The sequence below is a fragment of the Clavibacter sp. CT19 genome (assembly GCF_027858075.1).
Classification (GTDB): domain Bacteria; phylum Actinomycetota; class Actinomycetes; order Actinomycetales; family Microbacteriaceae; genus Clavibacter; species Clavibacter tessellarius_A.
In genome coordinates, this window is sequence record NZ_JAQHYR010000005.1 from 230,090 (window position 1) to 245,788 (window position 15,699).

At 74.7% G+C, this 15,699-nt stretch carries 14 protein-coding genes; 7 read left to right on the forward strand and 7 right to left on the reverse strand.

The window, feature by feature from the left end:
- Window positions 1-36: 36 nt before the first annotated feature.
- Together PED38_RS08170 and PED38_RS08175 are read left to right on the forward strand one after the other, a co-directional pair.
- Entirely contained in the window at window positions 37-1,554 is a 1,518-nt protein-coding gene (locus PED38_RS08170) for an alpha-N-arabinofuranosidase (RefSeq protein ID WP_270980783.1), read from the forward strand.
- Window positions 1,551-2,813 (forward strand): glycoside hydrolase family 27 protein, encoded by a 1,263-nt coding sequence (locus tag PED38_RS08175; RefSeq protein WP_270980784.1) that lies wholly within the window; start codon window positions 1,551-1,553, stop codon window positions 2,811-2,813. The genes PED38_RS08170 and PED38_RS08175 overlap by 4 nt, the downstream gene beginning before the upstream one ends.
- Before the next feature lie 84 nt (window positions 2,814-2,897).
- Here PED38_RS08175 and PED38_RS08180 read toward each other — a convergent pair whose 3' ends face one another.
- The 3 genes from PED38_RS08180 to PED38_RS08190 form a co-directional block, all read right to left on the reverse strand.
- On the reverse strand, window positions 2,898-3,803 hold the full coding sequence (locus tag PED38_RS08180; protein ID WP_270980785.1) for a carbohydrate ABC transporter permease: 906 nt from the start codon (window positions 3,801-3,803) through the stop codon (window positions 2,898-2,900).
- Window positions 3,803-4,798: a carbohydrate ABC transporter permease gene (locus tag PED38_RS08185; RefSeq protein ID WP_214583691.1), complete on the reverse strand. Its 996-nt coding sequence runs from the start codon at window positions 4,796-4,798 to the stop codon at window positions 3,803-3,805. Before PED38_RS08185 ends, PED38_RS08180 begins: the two co-directional genes overlap by 1 nt.
- 67 nt (window positions 4,799-4,865) lie before the next feature.
- Window positions 4,866-6,137 carry an ABC transporter substrate-binding protein gene (locus PED38_RS08190; protein ID WP_270980787.1) on the reverse strand — a complete coding sequence of 424 codons (1,272 nt, stop codon included), beginning with the start codon at window positions 6,135-6,137 and terminating at the stop codon, window positions 4,866-4,868.
- 230 nt (window positions 6,138-6,367) lie between these two features.
- On the opposite strand from PED38_RS08190, the gene PED38_RS08195 reads away from it, so the two are divergent.
- Entirely contained in the window at window positions 6,368-7,369 is a 1,002-nt protein-coding gene (locus PED38_RS08195; RefSeq protein WP_063072283.1) for a LacI family DNA-binding transcriptional regulator, read from the forward strand.
- 48 nt (window positions 7,370-7,417) lie between these two features.
- On the opposite strand, the gene PED38_RS08200 is transcribed toward PED38_RS08195, so the two are convergent.
- Entirely contained in the window at window positions 7,418-8,458 is a 1,041-nt protein-coding gene (locus PED38_RS08200) for a LacI family DNA-binding transcriptional regulator (RefSeq protein WP_270980788.1), read from the reverse strand.
- Window positions 8,459-8,658: 200 nt separating this feature from the next.
- Between PED38_RS08200 and PED38_RS08205 the strand changes: the two genes are divergently transcribed.
- The 4 genes from PED38_RS08205 to PED38_RS08220 all read left to right on the forward strand — a co-directional run bounded on the left by PED38_RS08205 (window position 8,659) and on the right by PED38_RS08220 (window position 12,445).
- Entirely contained in the window at window positions 8,659-10,353 is a 1,695-nt protein-coding gene (locus tag PED38_RS08205; protein ID WP_270980789.1) for a hypothetical protein, read from the forward strand.
- A 57-nt stretch (window positions 10,354-10,410) separates the two neighbouring features.
- Entirely contained in the window at window positions 10,411-11,220 is an 810-nt protein-coding gene (locus PED38_RS08210) for a GNAT family N-acetyltransferase (RefSeq protein WP_270980790.1), read from the forward strand.
- A 47-nt stretch (window positions 11,221-11,267) separates the two neighbouring features.
- Window positions 11,268-11,717 carry an MSMEG_6728 family protein gene (locus PED38_RS08215; protein WP_063072287.1) on the forward strand — a complete coding sequence of 150 codons (450 nt, stop codon included), beginning with the start codon at window positions 11,268-11,270 and terminating at the stop codon, window positions 11,715-11,717.
- A 236-nt stretch (window positions 11,718-11,953) separates the two neighbouring features.
- Window positions 11,954-12,445 carry an FBP domain-containing protein gene (locus PED38_RS08220; RefSeq protein WP_063072288.1) on the forward strand — a complete coding sequence of 164 codons (492 nt, stop codon included), beginning with the start codon at window positions 11,954-11,956 and terminating at the stop codon, window positions 12,443-12,445.
- Window positions 12,446-12,567: 122 nt separating this feature from the next.
- On the opposite strand, the gene aroQ is transcribed toward PED38_RS08220, so the two are convergent.
- The 3 genes from aroQ to PED38_RS08235 all read right to left on the reverse strand — a co-directional run bounded on the left by aroQ (window position 12,568) and on the right by PED38_RS08235 (window position 15,408).
- Window positions 12,568-13,158 (reverse strand): gamma subclass chorismate mutase AroQ, encoded by a 591-nt coding sequence (aroQ, locus tag PED38_RS08225; protein ID WP_063072289.1) that lies wholly within the window; start codon window positions 13,156-13,158, stop codon window positions 12,568-12,570.
- A 187-nt stretch (window positions 13,159-13,345) separates the two neighbouring features.
- Window positions 13,346-14,002, reverse strand: a complete 657-nt coding sequence (locus tag PED38_RS08230) for an HAD family hydrolase (RefSeq protein WP_270980795.1) — start codon at window positions 14,000-14,002, stop codon at window positions 13,346-13,348.
- Window positions 13,999-15,408, reverse strand: coding sequence for an ROK family transcriptional regulator (locus PED38_RS08235; protein WP_270980797.1), 1,410 nt, complete (start codon window positions 15,406-15,408; stop codon window positions 13,999-14,001). The genes PED38_RS08230 and PED38_RS08235 overlap by 4 nt, the downstream gene beginning before the upstream one ends.
- Window positions 15,409-15,699 lie beyond the last annotated feature (291 nt).

Below are 15,699 nucleotides of genomic sequence, written 5' to 3' on the forward strand. Positions count from 1 at the left end.
TAGCGGCACCGTCGCCGCCCCAGCGCAGGAGCATCCGTGACCACCACCATCACCGTCGACCTCGACCGCCCCGGCGCCACCATCAGCCGCCACCTCTACGGGCACTTCGCCGAGCACCTCGGCCGCTGCATCTACGACGGCTTCTTCGTGGGCGAGGACTCGCCCGTGCCGAACGCGGGCGGGATCCGCCTGGACGTGGTCGAGGCGCTCAAGGCCCTCGACATCCCCAACCTGCGCTGGCCCGGCGGCTGCTTCGCCGACCGGTACCACTGGCGGGAGGGCGTGGGCCCGCGCGAGGAGCGGCCGAAGCTCATCAACACCCACTGGGGCGGTGCGGTCGAGGACAACTCCTTCGGCACGCACGAGTTCATGGCGCTCTGCGAGCTGCTCGGCGCCGACGCTTACGTCTCGGGCAACATCGGCTCGGGCACGGTGCAGGAGATGTCCGACTGGGTCGAGTACCTCACGGGCGCGGGGCGGTCGCGCATGGCCGACCTCCGCCGCGCGAACGGCCGCGACGAGCCGTGGACCGTGCCGTTCTGGGGCCTCGGCAACGAGGCGTGGGGCTGCGGCGGCAACATGCGCTCGGTCACCTACGCCGACCTCGCGCGGCAGTTCGGCACATTCTGCGAGAGCGGCGGCGCGACCCCGCTGCACCGCATCGCGGCCGGCGCCGACACCATGGACACCGCGTGGACAGAGACGCTCATGCGCGTGATCCCGGAGATGGACGCGCATCCGTTCTCGTCCGTGCCGTGGGAGTCGATCTCCGTGCACTACTACACGCTCGGCGGCAGCTGGACGGCGAAGGGCAGCGCCACGGACTTCGACGAGGAGGCCTACTGGAGCACCATCGTGGCGGCCCAGGGCATCGAGCCGCTGCTCCGCGCCCACGCCGCGGTGATGGACGTGCACGACCCCGCCAAGGAGTACGGCATGGTGCTCGACGAGTGGGGCACCTGGTGGGACGTCGAGCCGGGCACGAACCCGGGCTTCCTGTTCCAGCAGAACACCATCCGCGACGCCATGGTCGCCGCCTGGCACTTCGACGTCTTCCACTCCTTCGCCGACCGGCTGCGCATGGCGAACATCGCGCAGACCGTGAACGTGCTGCAGGCGATGCTGCTCACGGATCCCGACGGCGGCGAGATGGTGCGCACCCCCACGTACCACGTGTTCGAGATGAACCGCGGGCACCACGACGCCACCTCGCTGCCGACCACGGTCGTCGGCCCGGCGCGCGCGGTCGACGGCGGCGAGATCCCGCTGGCCTCCGCGTCGGCGAGCGCCAAGGACGGCCGCGTGCTCGTGTCGCTGACGAACGTCGACCTCGACGCGCCGCAGGAGGTCGTGGTCGCGTTCCGCGGCGGCCGCGCGGTCGACGTCGCGGGGCGCATCCTCACGGCCGACCGGCCCGACGCGCACAACCGCCCGGGCGACGCCGACGCCGTGCACCCGGTCGCCCTCGAGGGGATCGAGACGACCGCCGACGGCGTGCGCCTCACCCTCCCGCCGCACTCGTTCGCGACCCTCTCGCTGCGGCTCGAGGCGTGACCGCGCCGGTCTGCGCGGCCATCCCGCCCCTGGGATGGAACAGCTGGGACTGCTTCGGCGGCTCCGTGACCGAGGAGGAGGTGCTCGCCAACGCGCGCTTCCTCGCCGCGCACCTGCTGCCGCACGGCTGGGACACGGTCGTCGTCGACATCCAGTGGTACGAGCCGGATCCGGGCGCGCACGACTACCGGGAGCGATCCGCCGCCGAGCTCGACGCGTGGGGCCGGCCGCAGCCCGCGGTCGGCCGCTTCCCGTCGGCGGCGGGCGGGCGCGGGTTCGCGGAGCTCGCGCGGCGGATCCACGCGATGGGCCTCCGCTTCGGCGTGCACCTCATGCGCGGCGTGCCCCGGCGCGCGGCCGAGGAGGCGCTGCCGATCCTCGGATCCGACGCCACGTGCGCCGACATCGCCGACCCGGCGAACCCCTGCCCCTGGAACCCCGACATGCACGGCGTCGACATGACGAGGCCGGGCGCGCAGGAGTGGTACGACTCCGTGTTCGCGATGCTCGCCGAGTGGGGCGTCGACTACGTGAAGCTCGACGACGTGCTGTACCCGCCGGTCCAGGCCGCGGAGGTCACCGCGATCTCGCGCGCGATCGCCGCATCCGGCCGCCCGATGACCCTGAGCCTCTCGCCCGGCAAGCGCCTCAGCCTCGAGCACCTCGACCTGCTGCGGGAGACCGCGCAGCTCTGGCGGATCTCGGACGACTTCTGGGACGACTGGGCGCACCTCCGCGAGCAGTTCCAGCGCGCGGCCCGGTGGGCGCCGCACCAGCGGCCCGGCGGGTGGGCGGACGCCGACATGCTGCCGCTCGGCCGCATCGGGATCCGCGCCCACGTCGGCGGCGACCGGCAGAGCCGCTTCACCCCGGCCGAGCGGCGCACGCTCGTGTCGCTGTGGTGCCTGCTCCGCTCGCCGCTGATGTTCGGCGGGCACCTGCCCGACACCGACCAGGCCACGCTCGCGCTGCTCACCAACGACGACGTGCTCGCGCTCCTCGGCAGCGACGCGAGCCGCGAGATCGTGCGCGACGGCGACCTCGTGATCTGGGCGGCCGAGCAGGGCGCCACCCGCTGGCGCGCGGTCTTCCACCTGGGCGACGCGCCGCTCGAGGTGACGGCGCACCTCGCCGACCTCGGCTGCCCGGACGCGACGCACGCCACCGACCTGTGGACCGGCGAGGAGCTGGCCGTCGTCGGCGGCGGGATCCCGCTCGAGGTCGAGGCCCACGGCGTGCGGCTGCTGCGGCTCGTCTGATCCGCGCGGCGCGACACCGACACGACGACGCCGGCCGCCGATCCCCGAGGGGGACGGCGGCCGGCTTCGTGAGGGACGCGGGCCTCAGCCCTTGAACGCCCCGTCCATGATCCCCGTGATCATCCGCCGCCCGACGAAGAAGAACAGGATCAAGAGCGGCAGCGTCGCCATGAACGACCCGCCCATCGCGAGCGCCACGTCGATCGACCGGTTCGCCTGCAGCTGCTTCAGCGCGATCTGCACCGTGAACAGCTCCGGCGACTTCAGCACGATGAACGGCCACATGAAGTCGTTCCACACGCCCGTGAAGGTGATGAGCCCGAGCACGAACGCGGCCGGCCGCACCACCGGGAACGCGACGCCCCAGAACAGCTGCCACGAGTTCGCGCCGTCGAGGCGGGCCGCCTGGATGAGCTCGTCGCTCACCGTGGTGGACATGTGCTGCCGCATCCAGAAGATGCCGAACGCGCTCGCGAGGCCCGGCACGATGATCGCCTGCAGCGTGTCGACCCAGCCGAGCTGGCTGATGATCAGGTACTGCGGGATCACGCTGAGCTGCGCCGGCACCGTCATGGTGAGCAGCACGATGAGGAACAGCGTGTTCCGCCCCGGGAAGGTGAGCTTCGCGAACGCGAACCCGGCCATGGCGCAGAGCACCGCGGAGAGCACCGCGACGGTCGTCGACACCAGCACGCTGTTGAGCAGCGACAGCATGAACGGCACCGTGTCGAACACCTTGCCCGCGACCTCGAAGAAGTTCGTGCCCGGGAACAGGCGCGGCGGGATGGAGGTGACGGCGGTCGCCCCCACCGAGGCCACGACGAGCATGTAGTAGAGCGGGAACACCGAGATCAGCACGGCGATGCTCAGGAACACGTAGACGATCGGGCTGATGCCGCCGCCCTTGCCCCGACGGCGCGGCAGGGCCGACCGCCTCGTGACGGGGGCGGCGACGACGGGTGACACGGTCTGGTCGATCACGTCGGACATCAGCTCGCCTTCCGGGTGCGGGTGGACAGGTAGAAGTTGAGGAGCGCGACGACCACCACGATCACGAACAGCACGACCCCGATGGCGGATCCGTAGCCGAACTTGAACTGACCGAAGCCCTGCTCGTAGAGGAACAGCGCGAGCGTCTGGCACTGCCGGCCGGCGCCGCACGTGAGGCCCGACTCGGGCGCCGCGAGCAGCGGCTCCGTGAAGATCTGCAGGCCGCCGATGGTCGACATGATCACCGTGAAGATGATGATCGGGCGGAGCGCGGGGATCGTCAGGTGCCGGAACTGCTGCCAGCTGGACGCGCCGTCCACCGCCGCCGCCTCGAACATCTCCCGCGGGAGCGCCTGGAGGCCGGCGAGGTAGAGCAGCGTGTTGTAGCCGAACCAGCGCCACATGACCATGGCCGAGATGAGGATCCACGAGCCGTGGTTGGTCGCCATGAAGTTGACCGACGGGAGGCCGAAGATCCCGAGCACCCAGTTGATGAGGCCGAAGTTGCGGTCGAAGATCTGCGCGAACACGATCGCGGTCGCGGCGACCGAGGTGATGTACGGCACGAGCAGCGCCATGCGGAAGAAGTTCGCCCACTTGAGCCGGGCGTGGTTGAGCAGGTGCGCGAGGAAGAGCGCGAGGAGCAGCTGCGGGATCGTGGAGATCAGGAAGATCGCGAACGTGTTGACGAGCGCGTTCCAGAACCGGTCGTCGGCGAACAGCTGCTGGAAGTTCGCGAGCCCGACGAAGGTCTGCTTGCCGATCGGGTTCCAGTCGAACAGCGAGACGTAGAACGTGAAGACCAGGGGGAACAGGCCGAACACGATGAAGATGACGAAGAAGGGCGCGACGTAGGCATACGGCGCGATGCGCTCGGAGAGCGACTGCTGGATCCTGCGGGTCGGGCTCGCCGCCGGCGCCTTCCCGCGGCGCGGGCGCGGGGCGGGAGGCGCGGGGGGCTCGGTGCTCGTGCGGGGTGATGTCGCCGTCGACATGGGGTACCTCCGTCTGGGGGCGGCCCGGAGCGTGAGCGCCCCGGGCCGCCGGGTGGGTGGGACGGGATCAGCCGCCGATGGCGGTCTTCGCCGAGGCGAGCGCCTGCGGCCACGCCTTCGCGGAGGTGACGTTGCCCGACTCCAGCTCGACGAGCGTGTTGAGCAGGGCCGCGTTGATGGGCGACGTGTCGGGTCCGTTGTAGAAGGACGGGAACTCCGTCACCGACTGCGACATCACCTCGCCGATCTTGGAGTCGCCGAAGAAGTCGTCCGTGTAGGCCGAGACGGCGTCGCTCCCGATCGCGGCGGTCGCCGCCGGGAACGTGCCGGTGCGCTCGAAGTGCTCCTGCTGGGCCTCGCCGGACATCATCGTCTCGATGTACTGCCAGGCCGCCTGCGGGTGCTCGGCGCGGGCGGGGATGGCGATGACGCTGCCGCCCCAGTTGCCGCCGACGCCGGGCACGCTCGCGACGCGCCAGTCCCCCGCGGTGTCGGGGGCGTCGGTCTTGATGCCCTGGAGGATCCACGAGGGCGCCACCGTGACGGCGAACGCGCCGTTCGCGCGACCCGGGGCCCAGCCCGACGACCACGCCGCGATGCCCGCGCTGATGCCGGCGTCGTGCGCGTCGACCGCGACCTGGAACGCGTCCTCCACCTGGGGGTTCTTGTCGTAGACGAGCTCGCCGTCGGGCGAGTAGTACTTCTCGCTCACCTGGTTGACGGTGGAGAAGAAGACGCTCGTCTCGATGTTGTCGACGAACGGCTTGCCGGTCGCCTTCGTGTACTGCTCGCCCATCGCGATGAACGACGGCCAGTCCTTCCACATGGCCGCGACCTCGTCGGGCTCGGTCGGCAGGCCGGCCTGCTCGAAGAGGTCGGCGCGGTACGCGAAGCCGAGGCCGCCGACGTCGGTGGGGATGCCGATGACCGAGCCGTCCTCCGCGGTGGCCGCCTTCGCCGCCCACGGCAGGTAGTCGCCGGCGATGCCGTCGCCGCCGAGCGTGCGGAGGTCGAGGAAGTTGGCGCTGTTCTCCACGAACTGCGGGAGGTCGTCGTTCTGGATCATGACGAGGTCGGGGACCTTGCCGCCCGCGAGGGCCGCGGTGAGCGCCGTCGCGGTCTCGGTGGTGGAGCCGACCTCGGTCAGCTTGATCTTCGCGTCGGGCTTCTTCTGCTGGTACTCGGCGACGCCGTCCTTGGCGCCGATGCCGGTGAACGACCAGAAGGAGGCCTCCGCGTTCGGGTCGTCCGACCCGGCGCCGCCTCCGCCGGACGAGCATCCGGTCAGGGCGACGGCGACTGCGGCGGCGGCGATGACGGCCGTCAGGCTTCTTCTCACGATGATTCCTCTTCGTCGGGGATTCGCGCGGCGTGGTCGGAGCGCCGGTGCTCCCGCCGAGAGAACGATCTCTTGGCGTCACCGTAGCTCGCGTGCCGAGCTCCTGCAAGCGACGATGCGCAAACGAGACCGGCGCCCCAGACATCGATCTCCGCCTAGGATCAGGGAGGCTCCGCGCCCGGGGCGGCGCCGATCCGGGAGGGATCCATGACCAGCACGGCGGCCGCCGCATGACGCGCCCCACGCTCGTCGACGTGGCGAAGGCCGCCGGGGTCTCCCGCGCGACCGCCGCGCGCGTCCTCTCCGGCGGCACGAAGGTGGACGCCCGCATGGCCGCCGCCGTGGTGCACGCCGCCGAGCAGCTCGGCTACGAGGCGAACAGCGCGGCCCGCATGCTGCGCGGCGGCCGGGCCGGCGCGATCGGGCTGATCATCGCGTTCAACGAGCTCGACAGCCTCACCGGCACGTTCTTCACGTCGGTGCTCAAGGGCGCCGCGAAGGCGCTGCACGCCGCCGATCTCCAGCCCGTCCTCCTGCCGGCCGACCAGGACGACGCCGACCGGATCCCGCGCTTCCTCCGCTCGCGCGCGGTCGACGGCGCGGTCGTGATCCTCCAGCACGAGATCACGCACCTCGCCCCGACGCTCGCGGACTCCCCCGTGCCCATCGGCTGGGTCGGCCGCCCGCGCGGCGCCCTCGCGGACGACGCGATCATCGTCGACTCCGACAACCACGGCGGCGGGCGGCTCGCGGCCCGCGCGCTCGCGGACGCCGGGCGGCGCCACCTCGGGATCATCGCGGGGCCGCACGACATGGAGCCCGCCCGCGACCGGATCCGCGGATGGCGCGACGAGCTCACCGACCTCGGCATCGAGCACGGCGCCATCGTGCACGCCGAGTTCACGCTCGAGAGCGGGTCGGCGGCCATGGCCCGCCTCCTCCACCGCCACCCCGACATCGACGGCGTCTTCGCCTCCTCCGACCTCATGGCCGTCGGCGCGATCCGCATGCTCCAGGCGTCCGGGCGCCGCGTCCCCACCGACGTCTCAGTCGTGGGCTTCGACGACGTGATCATCGCGACGACCTCGGATCCGCCGCTCACCACCGTGCGCCAGCCGCTCGAGGAGATGGGCCGCGTCGCCGCCGAGACGGTGATCGCCGCATCGCTCGGGCAGGAGATCGACCGGCAGCCGGTGCTCCCGACGACGCTCGTGCGGCGCGAGTCGGCGTGAGCCGCGTCATCGGGTGACCCACGCGAGATCGATCTCGGGCGCGGCGGCCTAGAGGCGCGGCGGCGCCACGGATCCGCGCAGCACGAGCTCCGTCTCCAGCTCCATCCGCGACGCCGGCGACCCCGTCGCGCGCGACCTCGGCGACCGGTGCGCCTGCTCGAGCATGTGGAACGCGGTGGCGCCCATCCCGGCGATCGGCTGCCGCACGGTCGTCATGGGCGGCATCGCCCACGCCGACTCCTGCACTCCGTCGAAGCCGAGCACGCTGAGGTCGTCCGGAATCCGCAGCCCCGCGTCGTCGGCGGCCTCGTAGACGCCGAGGCCCATCACGTCGGAGCACGCGAAGAACGCGGTCGGCCGGTCGCGCGCGGCGAGCATGGCGCCCGCCGCCGAGCGCGCGCTCTCGCGGTCCCAGTCGCAGAACGCGATGCGCTCGTCCGGCACCCGGATGCCCGCCGCGCGGAGCGCCGTCATCAGGCCGTCGATGCGCGCGCTGCCGAACAGGTGCGAGCGGAGGCCGCCGATCACGCCGATGCGCGTGTGGCCCTGGGCGATGAGGTGCTCGGCCGCCATGCGCCCGCCCTCCCAGTTGGTGGATCCGACGCTCGCGACCTCGGCGGGCGGCCGCGTGCTCGGGTCGATGACGACCACCGGGATCCCCGCCGTCGTGAGCGTGTGCAGGCCCGCGGCGGAGACGTCGACCAGCACGAGGATCGCGCCGAGCGACGGGCGGCGGAGGAGCCGGCGGATCCACTCGCCGTCGGGTCGGGCGCGCGTGAGCACGAGGTCGACGCCCGCCGCGGACGACTCCTCCTCGATGGCGCTCAGCACCGGGCCGATCCAGCTGCCCTCGATGTGGCCGACCACGACGTCGACGATGCGGGCGGCGCGCGGATCCGGGTCGGTCGCGCGGGCGCGCGGCCGGCGGCGGTAGTCGAGGGCGTGGGCGGCGGTCATCACGCGCTCGCGCGTCGCCTCGGAGACGTCGGTGCCGCCGTTGAGCACCTTCGAGACGGTCGGGACGGTGGTGCCGGCCCGCTCGGCGATCTGCGCCATGGTCGGCCGGGGCGCGGCCGCTCTGCTGTCCATGGGCGGAGCCTAGCCGAGCGGCGGTTGTAGTTGCGCAACTTTGACACGCTCCCGATGCCGGATCGAGACCCGACGCCCTCTTGCCGCCCGACGAGTCGGGGTGGACAATGACGGGACGCCGTGCGGAGCTCGTAGGAGTTGCGCAACGACTGTTCGATGACGAACTGCGGAGCGATCCGCCCGGCACCCGGAGGACGACGATGACCGCCACCCCGCTCATCGAGCTGCGTCCGCGATCCGCGACCTCCCCCGCGCTCGCGGAGACCCCGCCGGCCGATCGGGGCCGCGCCTCCGCCGCCTCCGGTGCCGCCGCCTCCGCCCGTCGCGTCCCCCCGAGCGGGACGACCGCCGCCGTGCAGCGCGACGGCCGCCGCGCCCGCATCGCCGGCCGCGCCGCCCGCCCCGGCAGCGCGCCCGACGACCGGCGCGACGACCTCGTCTGGCGCAGCGGCCGCCTCGAGCTCCACCTCCGCCGGGCGCCCGACGGCCCGGTCATGCTCGGTCGGCTCGTGGCGGGATCCGTCGAGACGGTCGTCGCGGAGCCGGTCCCGCTCGTCGACGCGCTGGTCGCCGCGGGCCCGGGCGCCGCGGCGGGCGTCGGCGCCGACCTGCGCTACGTCGCCCATTCCGTGTCCGCGGACGGCGCGACCCTCGTGGTCGTGCAGGCGACGCCCGCCGGGATCCGCGTGACCGCCACCCTGCGCGGCCGCGACGGCGCCCTCCGCAGCACCGCGGTCGTCACGAACGACACCGGCGCACCCGTGCGCGTCGAGGCCGTCACCTGCTGGGCCGCGCCGCTCGGCGTGCGGCTCGACAAGGGCGACGTGCCGGATCCGGCCGCCGACTGGGAGCTCCTCGAGGGCCGGGTGGATGCGTCCGGTGCCGAGCGCTGGTCCGTGCGCGACCTGCGGAGCGCCGAGCTGCTGCCGTGCCCGCGTGCGGGAGGCGCGGAGGCGGGAGGCGCGGAGGCGGGAGGCGCGGAGGCGGGACGCGGATCCGTCGACCGCGCGTCGGGTGCCGCCGCGGACGCCGTGCACGCCGCCGCCGCCCTGCCCGTCGCCGCCCTCCTCTCCGAGCGGCAGGAGGTCGCCTGGCTCTGGGAGGTCGCGGCCGACGGACCCTGGCGCTGGCAGCTGCACGAGGGCACGGCCGACTGCCGGCTCGCGCTCTCCCGACCGGCCCACGCGGATCCCGCCGGCGCGGAGATCCTGGCCCCCGGCGCCTCCACCGCGGCCGCGTCCGCCCTCGTCGCCGTGGGCACCGACCTCGAGGACGCCGCCGCGGCCATGACCCGCGCCCGCCGCGCCGAGCGCCTCGCGTCCGGCGCGGTCCCCTCCGACCGGATGCACGACGCCACCGCCGTCGCGACCGCGGCGCTCTCGACCCTCCCCGAGGAGACCGTGGTCCCGGTGCACCTGCGCTCCGGCATGACCACCGCGGAGACGACCGCCGCGCTCGTCGCCGGGCTCGCGGGCGCGCTCCGCCTCGACGCCGACGGCGACCTGCGGCCGGATCAGCGCGCCCTCGCCGCCGACGCCGTCCGGGTCGCCGACGACCTGCGCGACGGCCTCGCCCGCTCGGTGCCGCTCTGGCCCCGCGGCGTCCCCGCGGGCGGCGAGCGCTGGACCTGCACGGCCCGCGACACCGGGGAGGCGGTCGTCGTCGCGATCGGCGACCGCGGCGACGACGCGGACGCCGCGCTCCTCTCCTTCCCGTCGCTCGTGGGCCGCCGCGTCGACGTCGCCGTCCTCTTCCCGCGGGACCTCGCGGACGGCGGCGCGGACGAGGCCGCGGACGGCGGCGCCGAGTGGGACGCCGTGCGCGGGATCCTCACGGTGCGGTCGGCCCCGGGCGGCCCGTCCGCGCGGCTGCTGGAGCTGCGTCGCCGGTCGTGAGCCGGGCACGGGTGCGATCCCGCCCGTGATCGCCGCCTGGTGCGGCAGGATCGGCGCGTGACCTCCGCCACCGCACCCGACGCATCCGCCGCCCGCCTCCTCTCCGCCTACGACGCCCAGCTCCGCACCGACGCGGAGACGCCGAACGCCCTCGACGTGCGGGAGCTCGGCCCGCTGCGCCTCGCGGTGTTCCCGGGCGGGCGCGGCTTCGTGACCTACCGCGACCTCGGCGACCTCGACGAGCCCGGCCTGCGCGACCTCGTCCCCGAGGCGCTCGCGCGCTTCCGCGACGACCCGGCGATCACGGGGGTCGAGTGGAAGACGCGCGGCCACGACCGCGCGCCCGGGCTCGACGGGATCCTGCGCGAGAACGGCTTCGTGCCCGAGGAGCGGGAGACGATCATGCTCGGCGAGGCGCGGGCGCTCGCGGTCGACGTGCCGCTGCCCGCGGGCGTGACCCTCCGACGCATCACCGCGGAGGTCGACGTGCGGGCGATGAGCGCCATGCAGGCCGAGGTCTTCGGCGACGTGGACTCCGCCGACCAGGCCGACGCGATGATCCGCCGCCTCGGGCTCGACGACGGCATGGAGATGTGGGTCGCCTGGGCCGCGGGCCGGATCGTGTCCGCGGGCCGGCTCGAGCCCGTGCCCGGATCCGACTTCGCCGGCATCTGGGGCGGCGCGACCGTGCCGGAGTGGCGCGGCCGCGGGATCTACCGCGCGCTCACGGCCGCTCGCGCGCGCTCGGCCCTCGCGGCGGGCCGCACCCTGATCCACAGCGACTCGACCGACTTCTCCCGCCCGATCCTCGAGCGGTCCGGCCTCCTCGCCTGCTCCACGACCACGCCGTACGCCTGGTCGCGGTGACCTCCGGGCGCCGACCGACCCCGCGCCCACCGGAGTTGACTGGCCGGGTGCAGACGTTCCTCCCCTACCCCGAGCTCGACGCGAGCATGGCCGTGCTCGACGACAAGCGGCTCGGGAAGCAGCGCGTGGAGACGCTGCAGGTGATGAAGGCCGTGACCGTCGCCGGCTACGGCTGGCAGAGCCACCCGGTCACGCGCATGTGGCGCGGGTACCGGCCCGCGCTCATGGAGTACCAGGAGGCGACGTGCGCCGAGTGGATGCGGCGCGGCTTCGCGGACACGTGCTTCGAGAAGACGCTCGCGGTCATCGCCGAGGTGCCCGCGGACCTCGCCGCGTACGCCGAGGGCCGCATCGTGCGTCCAACGTGGTGGGGCCGCCCCGAGCTGCACCTCTCCCACCGCTCGAAGCTGCTGGCGAAGGCGCCGGAGCTGTACCGGCCGGCCTTCCCGGAGGATCCCGACGACCTCGACTACGTCTGGCCGGTCGCGAGCGGGTGAGGCATTCCCCCGCCCGGGGTACCGTTGCCTCGTGAGCCACATGAGCAGCGCGACGCCCGCGGGGCGTGGGGAGGTCGTCGGCGGCACGTCCGTCGGCACCAGGTAGTCACGGATCCGTCGCCGCGCCTCCTCGGGCCGGCCGCTCCCGGCACGCCCTGGATCCTCGTGGGATCCGGCCGCCGTCACCTGACACCCGTTCCCGCGGCACCGCCGCGACCCCGCCCGAAGGGCCCACCATGCTCCCCCTGACCGAATCCGCCATCCGCGCCTCCCTCGTGAACGCCTCCCAGCGCGAGGCGCGCGACGTCCGCCTCCCCGAGGGCTTCGCCGACCTCGCCTGGGACCGCCTCGACTTCCTCGGCTGGCGCGACCCGAAGGCCCCGCAGCGCGGCATCGTCGTCGTCCCCGTCGGCGACGAGCTGATCGGCGTGCTGCTGCAGCAGGCCGGCGCCGCCCCGCGCTCCCGCGCCCAGTGCTCGTGGTGCCAGGACGTGCGCCTGCCCGCGCCGGTCGTGTTCTACGGCGCGCGCCGGGCCGGATCCGCGGGCCGCAACGGCAACACCATCGGCACGCTCGTCTGCACCGACTTCGAGTGCAGCGCGAACGTGCGGAAGCCGCGGCCGATCCCCTACCTCGGCTTCGACCCCGAGGCGGCGACCGCGCAGCTCATCGACGACCTGCGGACGCGCGTCGCGTCGTTCGCGGCCGACGTGGCGTCGACGGCCTGACGCGGCGCGCGGCCCGCCGGCCCGCGCACGCGGAGGGTGGGTCGGCCGGGCCAGCGCATCGGGGCAGCGGACCCGACCGGGTCGGTGGGCGGGTCAGCGGACCCGACCTGGTCGGTGGCGGGTCAGGACTCCGGGGAGCAGACCGTCGCGAGGGCCGTGCGGAAGGCCTTGCGGTGCGCGTCGTCGAGGCCCTGGCCGAGCTCGCCGCGCGCGTCCTTCACGAGGTGGCCGCACGCCTGGTCGTCGAGCGCGTCGTGCGCGGCGCCGATGGCCGGGATGAGGCGGGCGTCGACGGCGTTGATGCGCGGGCGGACGCTCGTGGTCAGGTCGGGCGCCGTGGTGGGCGCCTCGTCGGGGTGCGCGTGCCAGCGGGCGATGAGGGCGTACTGCACCTGCTTGCTCGCGGTGATCTGCGCCCGCATGATGCGCTCGGCGGCCACCGGGTCGACCCCGTCGGCCTTCGCAGCCGCGATGGTGGCGTCGATGACGGCCTGCTCGCGCGCGGGATCCGCCACGGCCTTGCCGGACAGGTACTTCGACGCGGCCACGTCGTCGGCGATCTCGAGGCGGTCGAGCGCGGCGGACGCCACGGCGGTGACCGCCTGCTGCTCGGCCGGGTCGCGCGGGCATGCCTGCGCGGGCGCGGCGGCGCCGAGCACGGCGGCGAGGGAGACGGCGAAGGCGGACGACACGAGCAGGGCGCGGTGGGGCATGGGAGGGGATCCGTTCTGCGGAGGATGTGCGGGCCGGGGGCCGCGTCGGGTCGGTCGGGTTGCCGTGAGCTTAGGCACACGACGCGCTCGGACGGACGGCGGCGTCCACAGCCCGGCGGCGGATCGTGGGAGCGGCCGTGCGTGGGGCCGGGCGGGTCGATGAGCGGACCGGGGCGCGCCCGGCCGGTCAGCCCGCGAGCTCGCCCAGCAGCCGAGGCAGGTCGCGCATGTCGTCGAAGACCGTCGCGCCCGCGTCGCGCAAGCGGTGCGCGGGCGTGAGCCCGCCCGCGTGGCCGAGCGCGCGCATGCCCGCGGCCCGGGCGCCCTGCACGCCGTACGGACTGTCCACCACGACGACGCAGCGCGCCGGATCCGCGCCCATGCGCGCGGCCGCGAGGAGGAAGAGGTCGGGCGCGGGCTTGCCATTCACGACCTCGGTGGCGCTGGAGAGCCGGCCCTCGAAGCGCGGCAGCAGGCCGGTGCGGGCGAGGTTCGCGCGGATCTTCGGGAAGCCGCCGCTCGAGGCGACGCACGTCGGCGTCGCGATGCGGTCGAGCGCGTCCGCGATGCCGTCGACCGGCCGCAGGTGCTGCTCGAACGCCTCCGTGTACCAGTGCGCGTACGGGGCGTCCCAGTCGTCGGCGAGCTCGCGGCCGAGGTGCGCGGCGACCTCGGCGGTGAAGGACGCGTGCGACTTCCCGACGAAGCGCTCGACGACCTCCTCGGTCGTGATGTCCCAGCCGAGCTCGGCGAGCACCCGCCGGTCGACCTCGACGGCGAGCACCTCGCTGTCGACGAGCACGCCGTCGCAGTCGAGGATCACGAGGTCGACGGGCGCGTTCACGCCGTGGTGCGCTCCGCGTCGGCGGCGGCCTCGCGGGCGACGCCCGACGGATCCACCAGCACGCGCGCGAACGCCAGCTCGGCCGCGCCGATCATCAGGCGGTCGGGGCCGAGCGCCGCGCGCCGGATCCGCAGGGCCTCGCGCGCGCCGGGGAGCGCCTGGGCGGTGGCGCGGGCGAGGACGCGGTCGGGATCCGCCGCGTGCAGCGACCCGAGGAACCCGCCGAGCACGACGAGCGACGGGTTGAAGATGTTGACGACGTTGCGCAGCGCGACCGCGAGGTTGTCGATCTGCCGCTCCACCTCCGCCGTGACGGCCGGGTCGCCCGCCGCGAGCGCCGCTGCGAGCACGTCGCCGAGCTCGTCGGCGCGGGCGCGCGGGAGGCCCGTGACCTCGAGCAGCGCGTCCTGGCCGACCGTGGTCTCGAGGCAGCCGACGGCGCCGCAGTGGCACAGCTCGCCGCCGGAGTCGACGAGCGTGTGGCCGAGCTCGCCGCCGTAGCCCTCGGCGCCGCCGAACGGGCGCCGGCCGATGAGCACGCCGCCGCCGACGCCCGACGCGCCGCCGTTGAGGTAGACGAGGTCGTCGACGTCGCGGCCGGATCCGAAGCGCCCCTCCGCCACGGCCGCGAGGCTCGCGTCGTTGGCGGCGAGCGCCGGGAGCCCGGTGGCCTCCGCGAGCAACGCGGCGAACGGCTCGTCGACCCAGCCGAGGTGCGGCGCGAGGCGCACGAGGCCGCCGTCGAAGCGGACGAGGCCGGGGACCGCGACGCCGATGCCGAGCACGCGGGCGTCGGGTCGGGTGGCGCGGAGGTCGGCCCGCAGCTCGGCGATGATCGCGCTCGCGAGGTCGGCGGCCTGCGCGGCCGTGGGGATCCCGTCGGTCTCGCGGCGGACGCGGCGCTGCACCACGCCGTCGAGCCCGACGAGGCCGACCGTGACGGCGTCGATCTCCGGGTTCACCGCGAAGACGACGACGCGCGGGTCGGCCGAGACGATGGGGCTCGGCCGGCCGACGCGGTTGGTGCCGGGCGGCTCCGACTCCACGACGAGGCCGAGGTCCTCCAGCTCGCCCACGAGCGCGGCGATGGTCGAGCGGTTGAGGCCGGTCTCGCGCGTCAGCTCGGAGCGCGACGCGGGGCCGGTCTCGTGCACGATCTGCAGCACGGTCGCGAGGTTGGAGCGGCGCACGTGGTCGGGCGTGGTGCCGCGGGAGCGGGCGTCGCCGGCGGGCGGGATGTCGCGGGCCCGCGGATCCGGCGCGAGCGGCACGGCGCGGGCGGGCACGGCGGCGGCAGCGGGAGCAGGTGCGGTCGCGGGAGCGCCGGCGGCCGGTCGGGCGGGATCCGCGACGGGTGCGGGCGGCTCGGGCGCGCGCGCGGCGTCGCCCGTCTCCGGCCCGGTCACTGGATCCCCACCCGACGAGGCTACCCGGCTGCGGCCGGGCGGGCGACGGCCGCGACCGCCGCCGACGCGCCGCCGGCAGTGCCGCCCGCAGTGCCGCCCGCAGCGCCGCTGGCCGGCGCCCCGCCCGCCTGCTCCTGCAGCGCCCGGCGCACCCCCGGGCCGCGCCACGACTCGAGCCGCGGGGGGGGGGGGGGGGGGGGGGGCGGGGGGGGGGGGGGGGGGGGGGGGGGGGGGGGGGCGGGGGGGGGGGGGGGGGGGGGGGGGGGGGGGGGGGGGGGGGGGGGGGGGGGG